Genomic DNA, 19,756 nt, shown 5'->3' on the forward strand with positions numbered 1-19,756 from the left:
TGATGCCCACGACGTTTCAAGAGATTCCCCGCAAGCGCCCGTCCACGCCCCTGCTCGACCGTGCTGCCATGCCGGACGGCCTGCGTCGACTGGGTGAAGCCGAGCTGGAAACCCTGGCCGATGAACTGCGCCTGGAATTGCTCTACACGGTCGGCCAGACCGGTGGGCATTTCGGCGCGGGCCTGGGCGTCATCGAGCTGACGATCGCCTTGCATTACGTGTTCGACACCCCGGACGACCGGCTGGTGTGGGACGTGGGCCACCAGGCGTATCCGCATAAAATCCTCACCGGCCGCCGCGAGCGCATGGGCACTCTGCGCCAGAAGGACGGCGTCGCCGCCTTCCCACGTCGCTCCGAGAGCGAATACGACACCTTCGGCGTCGGCCACTCCAGCACCTCGATCAGCGCAGCACTGGGCATGGCGATTGCCGCCCGTCTGCAAAACAGCGATCGCAAGGCGATTGCAGTGATCGGTGATGGCGCGCTGACCGCCGGCATGGCGTTTGAAGCGCTGAACCATGCGCCGGAAGTGGACGCCAACATGTTGGTGATCCTCAACGACAACGACATGTCGATTTCGCGCAACGTCGGTGGCTTGTCCAATTACCTGGCAAAAATTCTCTCCAGCCGTACCTACGCCAGCATGCGCGAAGGCAGCAAGAAAGTGCTGTCGCGCCTGCCCGGTGCGTGGGAAATTGCCCGGCGCACCGAAGAATATGCCAAGGGCATGCTGGTACCCGGCACGCTGTTCGAGGAGCTGGGCTGGAACTACATCGGCCCGATCGACGGTCATGACCTGCCCACCCTGATCGCCACGCTGCGCAATATGCGCGACCTCAAGGGCCCACAGTTCCTGCACATCGTTACCAAGAAGGGCAAAGGCTTCGCCCCGGCGGAAGTCGACCCAATTGGTTACCACGCCATCACCAAGCTCGAACCACTGGACGCCCCCGCCGCCGCGCCGAAAAAGCCCAGCGGGCCAAAGTATTCCGGTGTGTTCGGCGAATGGCTGTGTGACATGGCCGCCGCCGACCCGCGCCTGGTAGGCATCACCCCGGCGATGAAGGAAGGCTCCGACCTGGTGGCGTTCAGCGAGCGTTTCCCGCTGCGCTACTTCGACGTGGCCATTGCCGAGCAGCACGCGGTCACCTTCGCCGCCGGCATGGCCTGTGAGGGCGCCAAGCCGGTGGTGGCGATCTACTCCACGTTCTTGCAGCGCGGCTATGACCAGTTGGTACATGACGTCGCGGTGCAGAACCTCGATGTGCTGTTCGCCATCGACCGCGCCGGTTTAGTCGGCGAAGACGGCCCGACCCACGCCGGCAGCTTCGATTTGTCTTATCTGCGCTGCATCCCCGGCATGCTGGTGATGACGCCGAGCGACGAAAACGAACTGCGCAAGATGCTCAGCACCGGTCACCTGTACAACGGCCCGGCCGCCGTGCGCTACCCGCGCGGCAACGGCCCGAATGCCGTAATCGAAAAAGACCTGGAGCCAATCGAGATCGGCAAAGGCATCGTGCGGCGCCAAGGCAGCAAGGTCGCGTTCCTGGTGTTCGGCGTGCAATTGGCCGAAGCGCTGAAAGTCGCCGAGAAGATCGACGCAACCGTGGTCGACATGCGCTTCGTCAAACCGCTGGATGAAGCCCTGGTTCGTGAGATTGCCGGCAGCCATGAATTGCTGGTGACCGTCGAAGAAAACGCCATCATGGGCGGTGCCGGTGCGGCGGTCAGTGAGTTTTTGGCGCGGGAAAACATCCTCAAGTCGGTGCTGCACCTGGGCTTGCCGGATGTGTATGTCGAACATGCCAAACCGGCGCAGATGCTGGCGGAATGTGGGCTGGATGAAGCAGGGATCGAGGCTTCGGTGCGCGAGCGCATGGCGATGCTGGGCCTGTAGAAACCGGGACCTGAAAGGTGGGAGGGGCTTGCCCCTCCCACCCTTGGTTTTGTGTCAATTTTAAAAGCCACGTACAACCCATGAACCGCCTGCGCCTCGCCCTGCCCCTGCTGCTTCTCCCCGCACCCGACCTGCTCGCCGACACCCGCGACGCCGCCCTCAAACTCCCCGATGTGGTCATCAGCGCCAACCGCCAGGTCCAGGCGCGCAATGACAGCAGTGCGGCCAACACCGTCTTCACCCGCGACGACATCGACCGCCTGCAACCCACCAGCCTCGCCGACCTGCTCAGCCGCGTTCCCGGCGTACAAGTGGCACCCACCGGCGGGCGCGGCAGCCTGCCGGGGATTTACCTGCGCGGCACCAAATCCGCCCAAAGCCTGGTGCTGGTGGACGGCCAACGCATCGCCAACGCCACGTCCGGCGACAGCGGCCTGCAATACCTGAATGTCGACCAAATTGAGCGTGTGGAAGTGCTGCGCGGCTCACGTTCGGTGATCTACGGCAGCGATGCAATCGGCGGGGTGATCCAGCTGTTCACCCGGCGCAACGCCGAACAAGGTCTGCAACCGCGCCTGAAACTGGGTGTTGGCAGCCGCCAGACCTGGGAGCGCAGCCTGGGGCTGTCGGGCGGCGACGCACGCACGCGGTTCAACCTCGGGGCGAGCCTGGATGACACCGCCGGTATCAACTCAACCCACCGATCCTTCCCCAGCGACGGCGACCATGATGCCTATCGCAACCAGTCGATCAGCCTGAACCTCAGTCATTCGTTCAGCGATGAATTGGAGGCGGGATTCAACCTGCTGGATAACCGTGGCAAGTCGGAGTATGACAACAGCTTCGGTCGCTATGACGCCGCCAGCGGGCAGACGTTGGGGCAAAAGCCCTACACCGATTACGCCGTGAGCAGCGCCAGCGGCTATCTGGACGCCACGCTCAGTGAGCGCTGGCAGTCGCGCCTGGAACTGGGCCACAGCGAAAACCGCGACACCAAGCGCGATACGCTCAGTGATGAATTCAGCGTATTCAACACCTACCGCGACTCGGTCAACTGGCAAAACGATGTGACGCTGGACGAGCAAAACCGCCTGATCCTTGGAGGCGACTGGTACGAAGACCGCTTCCACGGCTCTACCACCTTCAGCGAAAACAGCCGCTGGAACCGCGCCGCATTTGTGCAGCACCGCTTCCACAGCGAGTGGTTCTCCACCGAACTGGGCCTGCGCCGCGACCAGAACCAACAGTTCGGTGGCCAGAACAGCTGGAGCGGCACCCTGACCTTGCCAATCAACCCCGACAATGACCTGCTGCTGACCTACAGCGAAGGCTTTCGCGCGCCGACCTTCAACGACCTGTATTACCCGGACACGAAGTACAGCAACCCCAACCTGCTGCCCGAAACCTCAAAAAGCTACGAGCTGCAATGGCGCAGTCAACTGACGGATAGCACGCAGCTGGAAGCCTCGCTGTACCGCACCGATTTGAGCGATGCGATTATCCTCGACAGCTCCGGCAAGCCGCAGAACGTGGCGTCGGCGCGCATCAATGGCTTTGAAGCGGCGCTTAAGCAGACGTTATTCGGCTGGCAGGGCAACCTCGGGCTTTCGATCATCGACCCGCGTGACCGCGACAGCGGCCATACCCTGGCCCGCCGCGCACGGCGCACGTTGAGCCTGGACCTGGACCGGCAATTCGACAGATTCGGGGTGGGCGCCAACTGGCAGGCAATCAGCCGCAACTATGACGACGAAGACAACCGCAACCGTCTGGGCGGCTATGCGCTGCTCGGTCTGCGCAGCAGTTGGGCGATCAATCATGATGTCAGTGTGTCGTTGAAAGTCGACAACCTGCTGGACCGCCGCTATGCGCGGGCCCGCTACAGCTATGACGCAGCGGACTTTTCCAACAACCACGACTACCGCGAAGAGGGCCGCACCTGGCTGTTGGGGCTCACGTGGACGCCCCACCTGTAGCGACTCGACTCAATAGACCTGGCGCATAGGTTCGTTGTCGCTCAGGTAACCCGCTTTGATTGCCTCGGCACAGGTGATGAAGCCTTAGGCGCGCCTGTCGGTGAAGCCGACGTTCAGGTCTTAATAACCCGTCGGAAAATGCCCAGGCTCAGGCTAGCGCTGTGGCGCAATCAATTGGCACAGCTTCGCCACTGCGTCGACCATCTGCGCACTGGGCCGCTCCAGGCCTTTGTCCGTCACAAGCCGCACCCGCCCCGCCATCGCCGGCCAGACCTTCCAGGCATCCGCCTGAGCCTGGTCACCGACCAGAATCACCTCGGGATCGCGCTGCAACACCGACTCAATGCTCACCTGCGGCGCAGGCAGCTTCAGGTCATCAAACACATTGCGCGCACCGCATACCGTCAAGGCATCGCTGATGATCTGCCCGCCGCCCACGGTATAGAGCGGCTGGTTCCAGACTTGGTAAAACACCCGCACCGGCTCGGCCCGCTGATAACGCTGGCGCAGCTCGGCCAGACGCTGGCGCAGTTGAGCGGCCAATTGGCGGCCGGCATCGGCACGGCCCAGTTGCCGGGCAATCGCTTCGACCTGGGTGGTCAGTTGTTCAAGGCTATGGGGTTCGGCCACGTAGACGGGGATATTCAGGCGTTGCAACTGCTCACGCTGGGCCGGGCCGAGGCTGCCGGGCCACAGCAGGATCAAGTCGGGCTTGAGGCTGAGCAGGCGCTCGATGTTCAACTGGCCGTATCGGCCCACCGACGGCACCTGCGTCAACGCGGCCGGCCGCTCACCGCCATCGAGCACGCCCACCAGCAGGTCGGCGGCCCCCAGTTCAAGCACAATTTCCGACAGCGACGGCGCCAAGCTCACCACCCGCTCCGCGGCCGAGGCCTGGGCACTCGTTGCCAGCAGCAGAACCGCCAGCCAGTGGCGCATCATCCCAACTGACGCGGAATGCGATAGAGGTAAAACAGCACCAGCGTCGACAGCGCCAGCAAAAACAGCGGTACCGCCTCCAGGCCGACAAACACCGCCAACGCGCCGACCCAGGCCGGGAGCGCCGCCACCAGCAACGCCATGCGACGACGCGCCGCCAAGGTGATCCAGGCCGCCGGTTCTTCAGGGGTATCGAGGGCTTTGGAGGTCGCGATCAACGCGTGTTTATAGCCGTTAAAGAAGCGCAGGCTGAGAAACATCGAAGCCATGCCGGCGATAAAGAACGGCATGGCCAGCACCGGCAGCAGGGCTTCGGCGCGGCCGAACACCAGGTTGATCACGAACAATGGCAGCAGCGCGAGGGCCAGGTATTGCCACCAGTTGAAGGACAGTCGTCGCTTTACCTGGCCACGGGTCACGCGCGATCGACCTCGCCTTGGTGCTCATTGCCCATCATGTGGTCGAGCTTGCTGGCTTTAGTGGCCAGGTAGAGCTTGTTGTGCGGGTTGTGCCCGGTGTGCAGCGGCACGCGCTCGGCCACGGTGATGCCCATTTCGGTCAAGGCTTTGACCTTGCGCGGGTTGTTGGTCATCAGGCGCAGGGATTTCACGCCCAGATGTTCCAGCATCGGCAGGCAGATCGCGTAGTCACGCTGGTCGGCGGCGAAGCCCAGGCGCTCGTTGGCCTCAACGGTATCGGCGCCGCCGTCTTGCAGTTCGTAGGCGCGAATCTTGTTCAACAGGCCAATGCCACGACCTTCCTGACGCAAATACAGCAGCACGCCACGGCCTTCATGGGCGATGGCGCGCATGGCGGCTTCCAGTTGCGAGCCGCAGTCACAGCGCTGGCTGAACAACGCATCGCCGGTCAGGCACTCGGAGTGCACTCGCCCCAGCACCGGCGCGCCATCGGCGATATCGCCCAGGCTGAGCACAACGTGCTCGCGGCCAGTGGCTTCTTCGAGAAAGCCATTCATGGTGAACGTGGCAAAAGGGGTAGGCAGCTTGGAAGCAGCGACGAAAACGACGGGCACCGTGTGCTCCTGATTTCAGATTTCACAGAGGCGGGCATTGTAACAGCAGGTTCCTACAGACGCTTAAGCTGAATGATCGCTGATAAAGATCAATCGGTTTGATTGGCCTTCGTCCCGGTTCTATGCAGGTTAGAACGGATACGGCAGTTTCCAGCGCTGGAAGATCGGCTTGAGCTCGCCACTTTTTACCAGGACGGCCATGCGCTGGTCGAACACCGTGCGCAATGCCCGCCCGCGTTCGGTATCGGCAAAACCTACGTAGAGCGGCAAGTCGATGATGTGAGTAAGCCGGAATGTGGCGGGGTCTTGCGCCTGGCTGAGAACCTCGTTGGCTTCGGCGAGGGCATCGATGTAGAAGTCGGCACGGCCATGCTGGAGCATCGGCAAAATGCCCTCGCGCCGCTCGATCTGTTTAAAGCGCCGCATGTTAGGCAAATACCCTTCGTACTTGTAACCGCGCATCCAGGCCAGGCGGTAGTCGCCCAGCGTTGCCGCGCTCGGCGTCGGTGAGGAGGCCAACCCGAGGGCATAGATCCGGTCGGAGTCGAAGTTCCAGCGCGGGTACAGCACGCCCTTGACCTCATCGCGGTAAGAACCGACCCAGCCGTCCACTTCACCGCACTGGGCCAGGCCCACGGAGCGGGTGTAGGGCTCGATGCGGGTGTGCAAGGTGATCCCGGCCGGTTCGAATACCCGTCGCAATACGTCCCAGGCCAGGCCGCTGCCGTCGGCATTGGTGTAGTCGTCCCAGGCCTCACTGGCCAACATGACGTTGCCGGGAGGCACCGCGCTATCCTCTGCCCGCCCACAGGTCGAAACGACACACAGCAGTATCAGCAGCCAGCGGCGCACGTGCATCGGTACGACCTCCTGCAAAGCCTTGCATCGGTAATGACGTTATAGAGGGTAGCCCAGCACACCGATTCAGGGCGTCTGGCCAAAATGTTGATAACCACGCAGAGCGGGAGTGATGTCTTGCCCGCCGGCATCAAGCAGCGTTACGCCCTGCCCGGCCTCGACGCGGCCGATAACATGCACCGGCCAGCCGGCGGCCAGTAACGGCGCCAACTCGACGGGCGGCAGGGTGAACGCCAGCACATAGTCGTCGCCGCCGCTTAACGCGGCCACCCTGGCCTGCTCATCCCCCAAAAACGCGAGCAAGGCCTCGGACAACGGCAAGCGCTGACGCTCGATCAACAGGCTTACGCCCGACGCCTTGGCGATATGCCCGCAATCGGCCAACAAACCGTCCGAAATATCCATGGCGGCTGTCGCCCTGCCCCGCAGCGCCAGGCCCAGCGCCAATTGCGGTTGCGGCGACCAGTAATGCGCCAGCAGCGGGTCGGCAATGCTCGCATCGGCATTGCGTTGGCCCAGTACCAGCGGCAAGGCACCTGCGGCGTTGCCCAAGGCGCCGCCGACACACATCAGGTCGCCCGGTTGCGCACCGCGCCGCGTCAACGCTTGCCCGGCCGGCACACGGCCGAACACCGTCAGGGTCAGGCTGAGCGGCCCGCGCGTGGTATCGCCGCCCACCAGGCCCACACCGCAGCGTTGCGCCATGGCGTTCAACCCTTGGGCATAGCGTTGCAGCCAGTCGGCTTCGACCGTCGGCGTGGTCAGGGCAAGGGTGAATGCGAGGGGGTTGGCGCCCATGGCAGCCAAGTCGCTGACCGCCACGGCCAGCGAGCGCTGGCCGAGCAGGAACGGATCGCAAGGGTCGGCAAAATGCACGCCGGCCACCAGGGTATCGGTGGAAATTGCCAGTTGCTCCCCAGGCGGGAGTACCAGCAAGGCGCAGTCGTCGCCGATCCCCAGGGCAATGCCTTCGCCACCCTGCGCACAGGGCGCGGCGGCGAAGTAGGTGCGGATCAGCTCAAACTCACCCATTCGGGACTCAAGCGCAACTTAGCGCTTGTGTTCCTTCACTTCGGCTTCACGCAGGCGCGGGGCCAGCTTGTCGAGCACGCCGTTCACGAACTTGTGGCCGTCGGTCGAACCGTAGACTTTCGCCAGTTCGATGCCTTCGTTGATCACCACGCGGTACGGCACGTCGACGCGCTTGAGCAACTCCCAGGTGGACAGGCGCAGTACGCACAGCTCAACCGGGTCGAGTTCTTCGAGGGTCAGGTCCAGGCAGGGCGCCAGGGCTGTATCGATCTCGGTCAGGTTGGCATGCACACCGTGCAGGATGTCGTGGAAATAGCTCTGGTCGGCGAAGGTGAAGTCGTTATCGACGCGAAACTGCGCCTCGATTTCGTTCAGCGAAGCGCCTGCCAGGTGACGCTGGTACAGCGCCTGGGTCGCGAGCTGACGCGCTTTACGACGCTTTTCGCTCTTGGATGGCTTGCCGGCATCCGCAGGGCGCGGGTCCTGAGGGTTGAACTGATCGCTCTCGTCGGAAATCACTTGGCCTCCAACTGCGACAGCAGGCTGACCATTTCCAGGGCGGACAGGGCAGCTTCAGCGCCTTTGTTACCGGCCTTGGTGCCGGAACGCTCGATGGCTTGCTCGATGGAATCAACGGTCAGTACGCCGAACGCGACCGGCACGCCGAACTCCATGGACACCTGGGCCAGGCCCTTGGTGCATTCACCGGCCACGTATTCGAAGTGCGGAGTACCGCCACGAATGACCGCGCCCAGGGCGATGATCGCCGCGTATTCGCCCTGTTGGGCAACTTTTTGCGCAACCAGTGGAATTTCGAAGGCGCCAGGGGCGCGGATGAGGGTGATGTCGCTTTCGCTCACACCGTGGCGAACCAGGGCATCCACGGCACCGCTTACCAGGCTTTCAACCACGAAGCTGTTGAAGCGGCCAACCACCAGGGCATAGCGGCCTTTGGGGGCGATGAAGGTACCTTCGATGGTCTTCAGGGTCATTCGACAAATCTCTTAAAGAGCCGGGACGCGAAAAGTGCGCCCCTCAGTGATGATTTAACCGCGAACAAGGGGCAAAAATAGCCGGCCTTTATTCGGAGGGCACGTATTCTACAACTTCCAGATCGAATCCGGATATCGCATTAAATTTCATCGGTGCGCTCATCAGGCGCATTTTGCGCACCCCGAGGTCGCGCAGGATCTGCGAACCGGCACCGACGATGCTGTAGGTGGTCGGTGTTTTCACCTGGGTCTGCTCGGCAGTTTCGCGAATATGCGCCAGCAACACGTCGCCATCCACCGGGTTGCCCAGCAGCAGCACCACGCCGCTGCCGGCCTCGGACACCGCAGCCATGGCGGCGCGCAGGCTCCAACGGCCGGGTTGCTTGACCATCAACAGGTCGCGTAGCGGGTCCATGTTGTGTACGCGCACCAGGGTCGGTTCTTCACCGCTGATGGCGCCCAGGGTCAGTGCCATGTGCACATCGCCTTCCACCGAATCACGGTAGGTCACCAGGTTGAATTGGCCCAGTTCGCTGTCCAGCGGCTGCTCGGCAATCCGCTGAACGGTACGTTCGTGGATCATCCGGTAGTGAATCAGGTCGGCGATGGTGCCGATCTTGATGCCATGTTCGGCGGCAAAGGCTTCGAGTTCGGCGCGACGGGCCATGGTGCCGTCGTCGTTCATCACTTCGCAGATCACGCCGCTCGGCTCGAAACCGGCCATGCGCGCCAAATCACAGGCGGCTTCGGTGTGGCCGGCACGGGCCAGGGTGCCGCCCGGCTGGGCCATCAGCGGGAAGATATGGCCGGGGCTGACGATGTCTTCGGCCTTGGCGTCCTTCGCGGCCGCGGCTTGCACGGTGCGGGCGCGGTCGGCGGCGGAAATACCGGTGGTGACGCCGGTGGTCGCTTCGATCGATACGGTGAACTTGGTGCCAAAACCAGAGCCATTGCGCGGCGCCATCAGCGGCAGCTTGAGCAGCTCGCAGCGTTCGCGGCTCATGGGCATGCAGATCAGCCCACGGGCGTGCTTGGCCATGAAGTTGATGTGCTCGGGCTTGCAGGCCTCGGCGGCCATGATGATGTCGCCTTCGTTCTCGCGGTCTTCGTCATCCATCAGGATGACCATCTTGCCTTGGCGGATGTCTTCAACCAGTTCTTCGATGCTATTGAGCGCCACGTGGCACCCCCTTGGTCAGGATTTCAGGTAGCCGTTAGCGGCCAGAAAACTTTCAGTGATGTTCCCGGACGCAGGCTCTGCGGCCTTGTCGCCCATCAGCAGGCGTTCCAGGTAACGGGCAAGCAAGTCGACTTCCAGGTTCACCCGGCGACCCGGCTGGTACGACGCCATGATGGTTTCGCTCAGGGTGTGGGGAATGATGGTCAGTTCGAATTCGGCGCCATTCACGGCGTTCACGGTCAGGCTGGTGCCGTCGACGGTGATCGAGCCTTTGTGGGCGATGTACTTGGCCAGCTCTTTGGGCGCGCGGATGCGAAATTCCACGGCGCGCGCGTTTTCGCTGCGCGCAACCACTTCACCGACACCGTCGACATGGCCGCTGACCAGGTGGCCGCCCAGGCGCGTGGTGGGGGTCAGGGCTTTTTCCAGGTTGACCGGGCTGCCGGCCTTGAGGTCGTTCATCGCGGTGCAGTCCAGGGTTTCCCGGCTGACGTCGGCGGCAAAGCCGTTGCCAGGCAGCTCGACGACGGTCAGGCACACACCGCTGACGGCGATGCTGTCGCCCAGCTTCACGTCGCCGAGGTCGAGTTTGCCGGTTTCAACCAGCAGGCGCACGTCGCCGCCTTTGGGGGTCATTGCACGGATGCTGCCGATGGATTCGATAATGCCGGTGAACATTTCGTTCTCCTGAAAACGGGGGGCTGACGCTCAAGCGCAGGCCGGGAATTATACGCTCGCTGCTGGCACAGGGATGGCAGTGACTCGCCAGTCATCGCCTACAGCGCGCATTTCAGTGATCTTGAGTTGGGGGGCATCGGCCAGTTTCTCAAGCGGCCAGTCGAGCAACGGCCGCGCAGCGGAACCGAGGAACTTGCCGGCGATGAAAATCACGTATTCGTCCACCAGGCCTTGTTGGGCAAAGGCGCCTGCCAGGCTTGGGCCGGCTTCCACCAGCACCTCGTTGACGCCACGCGCAGCGAGGGCGACCAGGGCCGAGCGCAGGTCGACCTGGCCGTCCACGCCGGGCACCACCAGGCACTCGGGGCCACGGGGAAACTGGTTTTCCGGGGTGACGCACGTAATGACCAGTGCCGGGCCGGCCTTGAAGAATGGCGCATTGAGCGGCACGCGCAGGCGGCCGTCGATCAATACGCGCAGCGGCGGGCGCGACATGGCCAGGGCCGTGGTGGCGGCATCCAGGCCCAGCTCGGCGGCGCGCACGGTCAGGCGGGCGCCGTCCGCCAACACCGTGTCGGCGCCGGTCAGTACCACGCTGGCCTCGGCACGCAGGCGCTGCACCGCCGCGCGGGCAGCGGGGCCGGTGATCCATTGGCTTTCGCCGCTGGCCATGGCGGTGCGCCCGTCCAGGCTCATCGCCAGCTTGACCCGCACAAACGGCAGGCCATGTTCCATACGTTTGAGAAACCCCGGGTTCAACGCCCGCGCCTGAGCTTCCAGCACGCCGCTGCGAACCTCGATCCCGGCCTGGGCCAGACGCTGCATGCCGCGCCCCGCCACTTCCGGGTTCGGGTCCTGCATGCCGGCCACCACGCGCGCGACGCCGGCACTCACCAGCGCATCGGCGCAGGGCGGCGTGTGGCCGTGGTGGCTGCACGGTTCGAGCGTCACGTACACCGTGGCGCCACGGGCCTTGTCACCGGCGGCGCGCAGGGCGTTGGGTTCGGCATGCGGTTCGCCGGTGCGTTCGTGCCAACCTTCACCGACCACCTGCCCATCGCGCACGATCACGCAGCCCACTCGCGGGTTGGGGTGAGTGGTGTACAGGCCGTTGCGCGCCAATTCTAGGGCGCGGGCCATGTAGTGGGCGTCGAGCACTGCCTGTTCAGAGGTCATTGTTTGGCAGGCTCACGGGCCAGGCGGTCGATCTCTTCGCGGAACTCATTGAGGTCCTGGAAGCGTCGATACACCGAAGCGAAACGGATATAGGCGACTTCGTCGAGCTTTTGCAGCTCGCTCATCACCAGCTCTCCTACCACCAGGCTCTTGACCTCGCGCTCGCCGGTCGCCCGCAGCTTGTGCTTGATATGCGCCAGCGCCGCTTCCAGGCGCTCGACACTCACCGGGCGTTTTTCCAGGGCGCGCTGCATACCGGCGCGCAGTTTTTCTTCGTCGAAGGGCTGGCGGCTGCCGTCGGACTTGATCAGACGCGGCAATACCAGTTCGGCGGTTTCGAAGGTGGTGAAACGTTCACCGCAGCCAGAGGCCAGGCATTCGCGCCGGCGACGCACTTGATCGCCCTCGGCGACCAGACGCGAGTCAATGACCTTGGTGTCGTTGGCACCGCAGAAGGGACAGTGCATGGTGGCAGGCAACAAAAAAAGGGAGGGCCATGGTAGCGCATCCCCGTGGCAAGACAAGCCATAGCCTTTCCGGTATACAGGCGGGCTATTATGTTTGTTACCTTTCACGTCACGGATTTTGTCCTTTTTGGAGCCGTACATGCAGTTACGACCCTTTGTTTTGCTCGCTTTGTTCAGTGTTCTGGTCGCCTGCAGCAGCGAAGCCCCCAAACCGTCCACGCCTCAACCCGTGCCCGCGCAAGAGAAAAAAGTCCCAGGGATCGAAGACCTCGGCCCGTTGCCGGCGTACCAGCGTGAAATCAATGGCAGCCTGACCAACGTGCCTGCCGGCGCGGAAGTCGAGATGGCCCTGCTGGTGATCGACGACCGTTCACGCCCACAACAATTGCTCGCCAGCAGCGTGCTCACCGGCAACGGCAAGCCCCTGGCGTTCCGCCTGCGCTTCAACCCCGAGGCCTTCCCGGCCGGTGCGCGGGTCGAACTGCGCGGCCGCGCCAGCCAGTCTGGCCAGTTGATCCTGCACCTGCCCGCCGTGCGCATTACCCAGGCGATCACCCAGACCACCGGCCCACTGGAACTCGTCAAGGCACCATGACGCCACCGTTGGACTTGCAGCGCGCGCTGAGCGAGCTGATCGGCGACGCCCACTTGGTGCCCTGCCCGCTGCCGGGCACGCAGCTGTCGTTGTGGCTGCTGGATGCCGACAATATGGACCGCGCCTTCAGCCCCGAAGAAACCCGACGCATCCTGCACGAACCGCCCTACTGGAGCTTTTGCTGGGCGAGCGGCCTGGCATTGGCGCGCTACCTGGCGGCCAACCCCGAGTGGGTCGCCGGCAAACGCGTGCTGGATTTCGGAGCAGGCTCCGGCGTGGCTGCGATTGCGGCCGTCAAGGCAGGCGCATTGGAAGTGGTGGCCTGCGACCTGGACCCGCTGGCGTTAGCCGCTTGCCGCGCAAATGCCGCGCTCAATAACGTGGCATTGACCTATTCGGCGGACTTTTTCGCCGAGGCTGACCGCTTCGACCTGATCCTGGTGGCCGATGTGCTCTATGACCGCGCCAACCTGCCGCTGCTGGACCAGTTCCTCACCCGTGGCCGCGAAGCGCTGGTGGCGGATTCGCGAGTGCGAGACTTCCAGCATCCGAGCTATCAGCGCCTGGAAATCCTGGATGCCCTGACCCTGCCCGACCTGGCCGAGCCTTGGGAGTTTCGCAAGGTGAGCCTGTACCATTCGCGGCGCCAGCCCTTATAGTTGCCCCATTCCCGCTTTATTCGAGACGCCCCATGAGTGAGCCCACGCCGTACATCTTCGACGTCACCAGCGCCAACTTCGACCAGGCCGTGATTCAGAACTCTTTCGAAAAACCCGTATTGGTGGATTTCTGGGCCGAGTGGTGCGCGCCGTGCAAGGCGTTGATGCCGATGCTGGCGCAGATTGCCGAGAGTTATCAGGGTGAGTTGCTATTGGCCAAGGTCGATTGCGAAGCCGAGCAGGATATCGTCGCGCGGTTTGGCATCCAAAGCCTGCCGACCGTGGTGCTGTTCAAGGATGGCCAGCCGGTCGACGGTTTTGCCGGGGCGCAGCCCGAATCAGCGGTGCGCGCGCTGCTCGCGCCGCATGTGCAGATGCCACCGCCCGCGGCGGCAGATCCGTTGGAACAGGCCCGGGCATTGTTCACCGAAGGCCGCATCAGCGATGCCGAAGCCGTGCTGGTCGCGCTGCTGGGCGAGGACAACAGCAACGCCGCCGCGCTGATTCTGTACGCCCGCTGCCTGGCCGAACGCGGTGAGCTGGGTGAAGCCCAGACCGTGCTCGACGCGGTGAAAAGCGATGACCATAAAGCCGCCCTCGCCGGCGCCAAGGCGCAAATCACCTTCCTGCGCCAGGCTGCCGACCTGCCGGACGCCGCCGACTTGAAAAGCCGCCTGGCGCAAAACCCGCAGGACGATGAAGCCGCCTATCAACTGAGCATCCAGCAACTGGCCCGCCAGCAATACGACGCGGCGCTGGAAGGACTGCTCAAATTGTTTATCCGCAACCGCAGCTACAGTGAAGGCCTGCCGCACAAGACCTTGCTGCAGGTGTTCGAGTTGCTGGGCAACGATCACCCGCTGGTCACTGCATACCGCCGCAAATTATTCGCTGCGCTGTACTAATCGCCGACCCAGCTGTACAGCGGCGTATCCCCGCCGCTGGCGACTTTGACCTTGGCACTGTGGCGCAGGCGCACGAGCAGGCGCTTACCCGCCGAGGCGTCGCCGGCCAGGCCTTCGAGCCGGTCGAGCAGTTCCAGGCCGCTGAGCTGCCCGGCGTTGCGCAACAGGTCTTGGGCGCTCTGCCACAATTCATCGTTGTGTTTAGCCGGTGCCGCCGGCGCGGTGGCCGTGTTGGCCGCGGGCGCCGTCTGCAACTGCGCGCCCAGCCGTGCCCAATCGCCGTCGTCCAGCTCCAGGGTCAAGTCCACCGGCAGGTTGCCGACGGTTCCACGAATTCGCAACATCGTCCTCACTCCTGCATTTTTCTGACGGGCATGCTCCCATGCGGCTTGCGCAACGCCAAGCAGGCGGTCAAACTCTCGGGCATATTGTTATAAGATCACATAACAAAACTTTCATCTTCTGGAGTGTACTCATGCGCCGTCTGTTGCTCGCTTTGCCGTTTGCCCTGCTGCCACTGGCCATTGCCCATGCCGCAGACGAACATGATCACGACCATGAGCACGGCAGCCTCGGTGCCCACGAACATGGCGTGGGCCGCCTCAACGCGGCACTCGACGGCCAGGCCCTGGAGCTGGAGCTGGACAGCCCGGCAATGAACCTGGTGGGCTTCGAACACCTCGCCACTAGCGCGGCGGACAAAGCCAAGGTCGCCGCCGTGCGCAAACAACTTGAAAACCCACTGGCCCTGTTCAACCTGCCAGAGGCCGCCGGTTGCGTGGTCAGCAGCCAGGAACTGAACAGCCCCCTGTTCGGCGACAAACCCGAGGCCGACCACGACGACGATGATGATGACCATGACGCCAAGGACGGCGCCCATGAGCATCACCACGACCACAGCGAAATCCACGCCCACTACCAGTTCACCTGCGCCACGCCGACCGCGCTGAGCAACCTGGACCTGAGCCAGGTCTTCAAGACCTTCCCCGCCACCCAGAAAATTCAGGTACAACTGATCGGCCCAAGCGGCCAGCAGGGTGTTGATGCGACGGCCCAGGCAGCCACCCTGAAGTTCTGAGATACCCAATGACTCAAGCCTTAATCGAACTGTCTGACCTGGGCTTCAACTGGCCTGGTCACCCACAGTTGCTGGACATCCCCACGTTCCGTCTGGAACGCGGGGAAACGCTATTTCTCAAAGGCCCCAGCGGGAGTGGCAAGACCACCTTGCTGGGTTTGCTCGGCGGGGTGCAAAAACCCAGCCGGGGCAGCATTCGCCTGCTCGACCAGGAGTTGACCGCACTGTCGGCCGGCGCCCGCGACCGTTTCCGGGTTGACCACACCGGCTATATCTTCCAGCAGTTCAACCTGCTGCCGTTTCTGTCGGTGCGCGAGAACGTCGAGTTGCCTTGTCACTTTTCCAAGCTACGCGCGCAACGCGCCAGGCAGCGCCACGGCAGCGTGGCCCAGGCCGCCGCCGCCCTGCTTGCGCACCTGGGGTTGAAAGACCACGAGCTGCTGGAGCGTCGCGCCGACTCGCTGTCCATCGGCCAGCAGCAACGGGTGGCCGCCGCCCGCGCGCTGATCGGCCAACCGGAACTGGTGATTGCCGATGAGCCCACCTCGGCCCTGGACTACGACGCCCGCGAAGCCTTCCTGCAACTGTTATTTGCCGAATGCCGCGAAGCCGGCGCGAGCCTGTTGTTTGTCAGCCATGACCAGAGCCTGGCGCCGTTGTTCGACCGCAACCTGTCGCTGGCCGAACTCAATCGCGCCGCCACGCCCGCAGAGGTTTGAGATGTATTTGTTTCGTCTAGCCATGGCCAGCCTGGCTAACCGCCGCTTTACCGCGATCCTCACCGCTTTCGCCATCGCCCTGTCGGTGTGCCTGTTGCTGGCGGTGGAGCGCGTACGCGTTGAGGCGCGCAACAGTTTCGCCAGCACCATCAGCGGCACCGACCTGATCGTCGGTGCGCGTTCCGGCTCGGTGAACCTGCTGCTGTATTCGGTATTTCGCATCGGCAACGCCACCAACAATATCCGCTGGGACAGCTTCGAGCATTTTGCCGCCAACCCCCAGGTGAAATGGGCGATCCCGATTTCCCTCGGCGACTCTCACCGCGGCTACCGGGTGATGGGCACCAACGATTCCTACTTTGCGCACTACCAGTACGGGCGCAAACAACACCTCGAACTGGCCAGCGGCCGCGCCTTCGCCACCGACCCGTTCGAGGTGGTACTCGGCGCCGAAGTCGCCGACGCGTTGCACTACAAACTCGGCGACAAACTGGTACTGGCCCACGGTGTGGCGGTGGTCAGCCTGGTCAAGCACGATGACAAACCGTTCACCGTGGTCGGCATTCTCAAGCGCACCGGCACGCCGGTGGACCGCACGTTGCACATCAGCCTGGGTGGCATGGAAGCCATCCACATCGACTGGCACAACGGCGTGCCGGCCCAGGGCAAAGGCCGCATCAGCGCCGACCAGGCGCGCAACATGGACCTGACCCCGCAGGCCATCACCGCCTTCATGCTCGGCCTGAACAACAAGATTTCCACCTTCGCCCTGCAACGGGAGATCAACGAATTTCGCGGTGAACCGATGCTGGCGATCCTGCCGGGCGTGGCGCTGCAAGAGCTGTGGAGCATGATGGGCACCGCCGAAAAAGCCCTGTTCGTGATCTCGCTGTTCGTGGTGCTGACCGGTTTGATCGGCATGCTCACGGCGATCCTCACCAGCCTCAACGAACGTCGCCGCGAAATGGCGATTTTGCGTTCGGTGGGCGCGCGGCCTTGGCACATCGCTACGTTGCTGATCTTCGAAGCATTCGCCCTGGCCTTGTCCGGCGTGATCGCAGGCGGCGGTCTGCTGTATGTATGCATCGCCGCCTCGCGCGGGTATTTGCAGGCCAACTATGGCCTGGACCTGCCGATGGCGTGGCCGAGCGAATATGAATGGACCTTGCTCGCCGGTATCCTGGGCGCTGCGCTGTTGATGGGCAGCGTGCCCGCGTGGCGCGCCTACCGCCAGTCTTTGGCCGATGGCCTGTCCATCCGTTTATGAGGAAGGTTTCGATGCGTCGTGCCCTGTTTGCGCTGTTGTTGCTGGTGGCCGTGCCCGCGTGGGCGCAGGATCAGCCCAAGGATTTGTCCTGGCAGGAGATGATCCCGCCGGACGCCCCGCCGGAAGTGCCCAATATGAAACCGCTGCACAACCTGTCGAACATGGCCGATGCCTTGTCGGTGGAAGCCGCGCCGGCCGCCAAGCAGGATTTGCCCAACGCGCCGGTGGTGCAAAGCCTCAATGGTCAGCATATTCGCTTGCCGGGCTATATCGTGCCGCTGGAAGTCAGCGAAGAAGGCCGCACCACCGAGTTCTTGCTGGTGCCGTATTTCGGCGCGTGCATCCACGTGCCGCCGCCGCCGTCGAACCAGATCGTGCATGTAAAAAGCGAAGTCGGCGTGAAGCTCGACGAGCTGTACCAGCCGTATTGGATTGAAGGCGCGATGCAGGTCAAACCGTCCACCAGCGAACTGGCCGACGCCGGCTACCAGATGGATGCCGAGAAAATTTACATGTACGAACTGCCGGAATAACGCTGATCGCCCTTTCATTGAGCTGAGTCAACGGACAGAACGGAACGATCTTTACCATTGGACGTACAACTTTTAAACGTCCTTTGGAGCTCCCATGAACAAGTCTCTGCTCGGCGCGTCCCTCTTCGCGCTCGCCCTCGTCGCCCCCGTTGCCCACGCTCACGAAGCGGGTGACATTCTGATTCGCGCCGGTGCAATCACCGTGAACCCGAAGGCCGACAGCAGCACTGTCAAAGTTGACCAGGGCCCACTGGCCGGCGCCAACCTGGGCGGTAAGGCGACCATGAGCAGCGACACGCAACTGGGCTTGAACTTCGCCTATATGCTGACCAACCACGTGGGTATCGAACTGCTGGCGGCCACGCCCTTCGAGCATGACGTGAAGATCAAAGGCACCGCCCTCGGCGCCGCCAACGGCAAGCTCGGCACCCTGAAGCACCTGCCGCCAACCCTGAGCGTCGTGTACTACCCGCTGGACAACAAGTCCGCCTTCCAACCCTACGTCGGCGCCGGTATCAACTACACCTGGATCTACGACGAACACGTCGGCAGCCGCGCCTCCGAAGCCGGCTTCAGCAATTTCAAAGCCGAAAACTCTTGGGGTTGGGCCGCGCAGATCGGTGCTGACTACATGATCAACGACAAGTGGATGATCAACGCCCAGGCGCGTTACATCGACATCAGCACCAAGGCCACCGTGGAAAACAACGCGGTCGCGCCGGGCACTCGCGCCAAGGTAAATGTGGACGTAGACCCGATGGTTTACATGGTGGGTATTGGCTACAAGTTCTAATCGGCACCGCATAACCCATGTGGGAGGGGGCTTGCTCCCTCCCACATTTTGCTTTGCGGTGGCTCAGCTGTGGCGGTAGAACCTGTCCAGCAACGCCGGCAGCCCCGCCCGCCATGCCCGTGGCTTGATGCCAAAGGTATGCAGGATTTTCTTGCAGGCCAGCACCGCGTGCTGCGGTTCGTCCGCCGCGTCCGGCCGGGCCGCGTGGGCCTGGGCGGTAGGCGCTTCGATGGCCAGCGCGTGGTAGCTGCGCGCTTCGGTGAGTATCGCCTGGCCCAGCGCCAGCGGCGTGGTCGCCTCATGCCCGGCGTAGTGGTACGTGCCCCATAGCGGCGCCGCGCAATCGAGTTGCTTGAGCACCGAGATGATCACCCGCGCCGCATCGTCCACCGGTGTCGGGTTGCCGCGACGGTCGTCCGCCATCAGCAATTGATCCGGTTGTTCGGCCTGGGCCAGAAAGCGACCCAAGGTGCCGTCGACACTGTCGTCCAGCAACCAGCCAAAGCGCAGCAGCACATGCTGCGGGCACGTGGCACGCACGCTCTGTTCGATACGCCACAACGCCTGGCCGCGCAGGCCCAGGGGCACCGGCTCGTCCTTCTCGCTGTAGGCGGTGGCGCGGGAGCCATCGAACACGCGGTAACTGGACGGTTGCACCAAGGTGATGGTGTGGTGCTGACAGAGTTCGGCCAGGCGTTCGATGGCGAACTCCTGGGCGGCCAAACGGGTTTCGCTGACCGCTTCGGCCTGGAACCAGTCGAAATAGTAGGCGAGGTTGATCAAGGCATCGGGACGGGTGTCGTCGAGCAATTGGGTGAGGCTCGCGGCATCCCAGCCGTCTTGGGGCGGTTTAGGGGCGAGGAAACCGATGTCTTCCTCCGCACCGAGGCGAATCAGCGCCTGCCCGAGGGCATTCCCGCCGCCCAGTAACATAAGGCGCATTCGCATAGATTGAGCAGGCCCGGTCTGTTGGGA

23 protein-coding genes are annotated in these 19,756 nt (G+C 63.3%); 10 read left to right on the plus strand and 13 right to left on the minus strand.

What is annotated here, in order from left to right; translation table 11 throughout:
- Window positions 1-2: 2 nt before the first annotated feature.
- On the plus strand, window positions 3-1,901 hold the full coding sequence (dxs, locus tag KSS96_RS25460; protein ID WP_068936637.1) for a 1-deoxy-D-xylulose-5-phosphate synthase: 1,899 nt from the start codon (window positions 3-5) through the stop codon (window positions 1,899-1,901).
- Between the two features lie 80 nt (window positions 1,902-1,981).
- Window positions 1,982-3,877: a TonB-dependent receptor domain-containing protein gene (locus KSS96_RS25465; RefSeq protein ID WP_217855453.1), complete on the plus strand. Its 1,896-nt coding sequence runs from the start codon at window positions 1,982-1,984 to the stop codon at window positions 3,875-3,877.
- Between the two features lie 153 nt (window positions 3,878-4,030).
- On the opposite strand, the gene KSS96_RS25470 is transcribed toward KSS96_RS25465, so the two are convergent.
- From KSS96_RS25470 to nrdR, 11 genes are all read right to left on the minus strand, one after another.
- A complete protein-coding gene (locus KSS96_RS25470) occupies window positions 4,031-4,819 on the minus strand; it encodes a cobalamin-binding protein (RefSeq protein WP_068936641.1) in 789 nt (262 codons plus the stop codon).
- Window positions 4,816-5,235 carry a nuclear FMR1 interacting 1 family protein gene (locus tag KSS96_RS25475; RefSeq protein ID WP_065879169.1) on the minus strand — a complete coding sequence of 140 codons (420 nt, stop codon included), beginning with the start codon at window positions 5,233-5,235 and terminating at the stop codon, window positions 4,816-4,818. Before KSS96_RS25475 ends, KSS96_RS25470 begins: the two co-directional genes overlap by 4 nt.
- Window positions 5,232-5,849: a GTP cyclohydrolase II gene (gene ribA / locus KSS96_RS25480; protein WP_017525991.1), complete on the minus strand. Its 618-nt coding sequence runs from the start codon at window positions 5,847-5,849 to the stop codon at window positions 5,232-5,234. The genes KSS96_RS25475 and ribA overlap by 4 nt, the downstream gene beginning before the upstream one ends.
- 129 nt (window positions 5,850-5,978) lie before the next feature.
- A complete protein-coding gene (locus tag KSS96_RS25485) occupies window positions 5,979-6,707 on the minus strand; it encodes a substrate-binding periplasmic protein (protein ID WP_065879168.1) in 729 nt (242 codons plus the stop codon).
- A 66-nt stretch (window positions 6,708-6,773) separates the two neighbouring features.
- Window positions 6,774-7,739: a thiamine-phosphate kinase gene (gene thiL / locus KSS96_RS25490; protein WP_217855455.1), complete on the minus strand. Its 966-nt coding sequence runs from the start codon at window positions 7,737-7,739 to the stop codon at window positions 6,774-6,776.
- A gap of 18 nt (window positions 7,740-7,757) precedes the next feature.
- On the minus strand, window positions 7,758-8,258 hold the full coding sequence (nusB, locus tag KSS96_RS25495) for a transcription antitermination factor NusB (protein ID WP_017525988.1): 501 nt from the start codon (window positions 8,256-8,258) through the stop codon (window positions 7,758-7,760).
- The gene (gene ribH / locus KSS96_RS25500) at window positions 8,255-8,731 is read right to left on the minus strand and encodes a 6,7-dimethyl-8-ribityllumazine synthase (RefSeq protein ID WP_003194576.1); all 477 of its coding nucleotides are present in this window, start codon (window positions 8,729-8,731) and stop codon (window positions 8,255-8,257) included. The genes nusB and ribH overlap by 4 nt, the downstream gene beginning before the upstream one ends.
- Before the next feature lie 88 nt (window positions 8,732-8,819).
- Window positions 8,820-9,911 (minus strand): bifunctional 3,4-dihydroxy-2-butanone-4-phosphate synthase/GTP cyclohydrolase II, encoded by a 1,092-nt coding sequence (gene ribBA, locus KSS96_RS25505; RefSeq protein WP_017525987.1) that lies wholly within the window; start codon window positions 9,909-9,911, stop codon window positions 8,820-8,822.
- Between the two features lie 15 nt (window positions 9,912-9,926).
- Window positions 9,927-10,589 carry a riboflavin synthase gene (locus KSS96_RS25510; RefSeq protein WP_017525986.1) on the minus strand — a complete coding sequence of 221 codons (663 nt, stop codon included), beginning with the start codon at window positions 10,587-10,589 and terminating at the stop codon, window positions 9,927-9,929.
- 48 nt (window positions 10,590-10,637) lie between these two features.
- A complete protein-coding gene (gene ribD / locus KSS96_RS25515) occupies window positions 10,638-11,765 on the minus strand; it encodes a bifunctional diaminohydroxyphosphoribosylaminopyrimidine deaminase/5-amino-6-(5-phosphoribosylamino)uracil reductase RibD (RefSeq protein ID WP_065879166.1) in 1,128 nt (375 codons plus the stop codon).
- Window positions 11,762-12,232, minus strand: coding sequence for a transcriptional regulator NrdR (gene nrdR, locus KSS96_RS25520; protein ID WP_026067112.1), 471 nt, complete (start codon window positions 12,230-12,232; stop codon window positions 11,762-11,764). Before nrdR ends, ribD begins: the two co-directional genes overlap by 4 nt.
- A gap of 139 nt (window positions 12,233-12,371) precedes the next feature.
- On the opposite strand from nrdR, the gene KSS96_RS25525 reads away from it, so the two are divergent.
- Genes KSS96_RS25525 through trxA form a run of 3 tightly spaced genes read left to right on the plus strand, consistent with a single transcriptional unit; the run spans window position 12,372 to window position 14,391 of the window.
- Window positions 12,372-12,827, plus strand: a complete 456-nt coding sequence (locus tag KSS96_RS25525; RefSeq protein ID WP_017525983.1) for a YbaY family lipoprotein — start codon at window positions 12,372-12,374, stop codon at window positions 12,825-12,827.
- Window positions 12,824-13,486 (plus strand): class I SAM-dependent methyltransferase, encoded by a 663-nt coding sequence (locus KSS96_RS25530; RefSeq protein ID WP_065879165.1) that lies wholly within the window; start codon window positions 12,824-12,826, stop codon window positions 13,484-13,486. Before KSS96_RS25525 ends, KSS96_RS25530 begins: the two co-directional genes overlap by 4 nt.
- Window positions 13,487-13,518: 32 nt before the next feature.
- Window positions 13,519-14,391: a thioredoxin gene (trxA, locus tag KSS96_RS25535; RefSeq protein ID WP_217855457.1), complete on the plus strand. Its 873-nt coding sequence runs from the start codon at window positions 13,519-13,521 to the stop codon at window positions 14,389-14,391.
- Here trxA and KSS96_RS25540 read toward each other — a convergent pair.
- Window positions 14,388-14,735, minus strand: coding sequence for a hypothetical protein (locus KSS96_RS25540; protein ID WP_137220456.1), 348 nt, complete (start codon window positions 14,733-14,735; stop codon window positions 14,388-14,390). The genes trxA and KSS96_RS25540 overlap by 4 nt on opposite strands.
- A 131-nt stretch (window positions 14,736-14,866) precedes the next feature.
- On the opposite strand from KSS96_RS25540, the gene KSS96_RS25545 reads away from it, so the two are divergent.
- The 5 genes from KSS96_RS25545 to KSS96_RS25565 all read left to right on the plus strand — a co-directional run bounded on the left by KSS96_RS25545 (window position 14,867) and on the right by KSS96_RS25565 (window position 18,781).
- Window positions 14,867-15,469 carry a DUF2796 domain-containing protein gene (locus tag KSS96_RS25545; RefSeq protein ID WP_137220455.1) on the plus strand — a complete coding sequence of 201 codons (603 nt, stop codon included), beginning with the start codon at window positions 14,867-14,869 and terminating at the stop codon, window positions 15,467-15,469.
- A gap of 8 nt (window positions 15,470-15,477) precedes the next feature.
- Window positions 15,478-16,188, plus strand: a complete 711-nt coding sequence (locus tag KSS96_RS25550) for an ABC transporter ATP-binding protein (RefSeq protein ID WP_017525978.1) — start codon at window positions 15,478-15,480, stop codon at window positions 16,186-16,188.
- A gap of 1 nt (window position 16,189) precedes the next feature.
- Window positions 16,190-17,455, plus strand: coding sequence for an ABC transporter permease (locus tag KSS96_RS25555; protein WP_068934171.1), 1,266 nt, complete (start codon window positions 16,190-16,192; stop codon window positions 17,453-17,455).
- An 11-nt stretch (window positions 17,456-17,466) separates the two neighbouring features.
- Window positions 17,467-17,988, plus strand: coding sequence for a DUF3299 domain-containing protein (locus KSS96_RS25560; RefSeq protein WP_065879161.1), 522 nt, complete (start codon window positions 17,467-17,469; stop codon window positions 17,986-17,988).
- 94 nt (window positions 17,989-18,082) lie between these two features.
- Complete coding sequence (locus KSS96_RS25565; protein ID WP_017525975.1) at window positions 18,083-18,781, plus strand: OmpW/AlkL family protein; 699 nt, start codon at window positions 18,083-18,085, stop codon at window positions 18,779-18,781.
- A 63-nt stretch (window positions 18,782-18,844) separates the two neighbouring features.
- On the opposite strand, the gene KSS96_RS25570 is transcribed toward KSS96_RS25565, so the two are convergent.
- The gene (locus tag KSS96_RS25570) at window positions 18,845-19,729 is read right to left on the minus strand and encodes a sugar nucleotide-binding protein (RefSeq protein WP_017525974.1); all 885 of its coding nucleotides are present in this window, start codon (window positions 19,727-19,729) and stop codon (window positions 18,845-18,847) included.
- Window positions 19,730-19,756: the final 27 nt, after the last annotated feature.

The organism is Pseudomonas asgharzadehiana (genome assembly GCF_019139815.1).
GTDB classification, from domain to species: domain Bacteria; phylum Pseudomonadota; class Gammaproteobacteria; order Pseudomonadales; family Pseudomonadaceae; genus Aquipseudomonas; species Aquipseudomonas asgharzadehiana.